Here is a 1,168-nt window from a genome sequence, read left to right as displayed (position 1 = left end):
GCAAAGGATTACAACCACCGTGAGGCACAGCGCATGCTGCGGTCGGTGAAGGCCGATATGACGCGGGGTGATGGTGAGAATATCTCTTACGGGGAGGTTTATCACTATCGTCCCCGCCATCCCTACAGCGGCGATAAGTTTGCCCCGGAGACCGAGACCGCAAACTTTTATGCCCGTCTCGATCATGAACGTTTTCTTGCCCGGCAGACGCTGATATCCGGTGTTTGCAACGATGCTTTTATCAGCCCCGGACATGTTTTATCTGTTACCGAAACAGGCATACCCACTCTGCCTGCACAGTTGCAGAGTCCCGTTTTAATCACCCAAATCAATGTCAGTGCGAGCCGACGTTCGGCCTTCCAGGCCACGCTGAATGCTGTGCCCTACAGTGAGACGCTTTGCTGGCGTCCCGCACTGATTGCTCGTCCTAAAGTCAGCGGCACCATGACGGCGCGTGTGACCAGTGCGAAAGACAACGACATCTATGCCTGGCAGGATGCATCCGGGTTATACCGTGTAGTGTTTGATGCGGACGAGGAGGGTAGAGCGCGCGGCCTGGAAAGCATGCCCGTTCGCCTCGCGAAACCTTACGGTGGAGATATGTACGGCTTCCACTTCCCGCTGATACAGGGGACGGAGGTGGCAATAGCGTTTCGTGAGGGAGACCCGGACCAGCCGTATATTGCTCATGCGCTGCATGATTCTCGTCATGTTGATCACGTCACCGAGAAAAACAGCACCCGCAATGTTATCCGTACGGCAGGGCTGAATAAACTGCGCATGGAGGACAAGCGTGGTGAGGAGCATATCAAGCTCAGCACGGAGTATGGTGGCAAGACGCAGCTGAATCTGGGGCATAACGTGAGTGCAACCCGGGAGTTACGCGGTGAAGGGGCTGAACTCCGGACCGACAAGCATATTGCGATTCGGGGCGGAGCAGGGGTGTTAATTTCCGCAGATAAACAGCCAAAATCCCAGGGCAGTATGCTGGATATGAATACAGCAATTGCAGAACTGCAGAGCGCGCTTCAGATGGTCACTGCGCTTGCACAGAGTGCTCAAACATCCGGTGCGCTTGAGTCTGATGCTCATGTAATAGCCCCCGTTTAAACCGGACACTTCACCAGTAAGACATAGTCATAGAGCTATGTTTAAGGAGTGTCCTGTG

The 1,168-nt window shown here is 54.5% G+C and carries 1 protein-coding gene; it reads left to right on the top strand.

Features of this window, described 5'->3' with window-relative positions:
* A partial coding sequence (locus tag QMZ65_RS25145; protein WP_283216945.1) for a type VI secretion system Vgr family protein occupies positions 1–1,110 on the top strand: 1,110 nt, incomplete at its 5' end.
* Positions 1,111–1,168 lie beyond the last annotated feature (58 nt).

This window comes from Pantoea sp. EABMAA-21, assembly GCF_030053335.1.
GTDB lineage: Bacteria > Pseudomonadota > Gammaproteobacteria > Enterobacterales > Enterobacteriaceae > Pantoea > Pantoea communis.
Note: the sequence above shows the minus strand (reverse complement) of the source record. Positions and strands in the feature narration are given on the sequence as shown.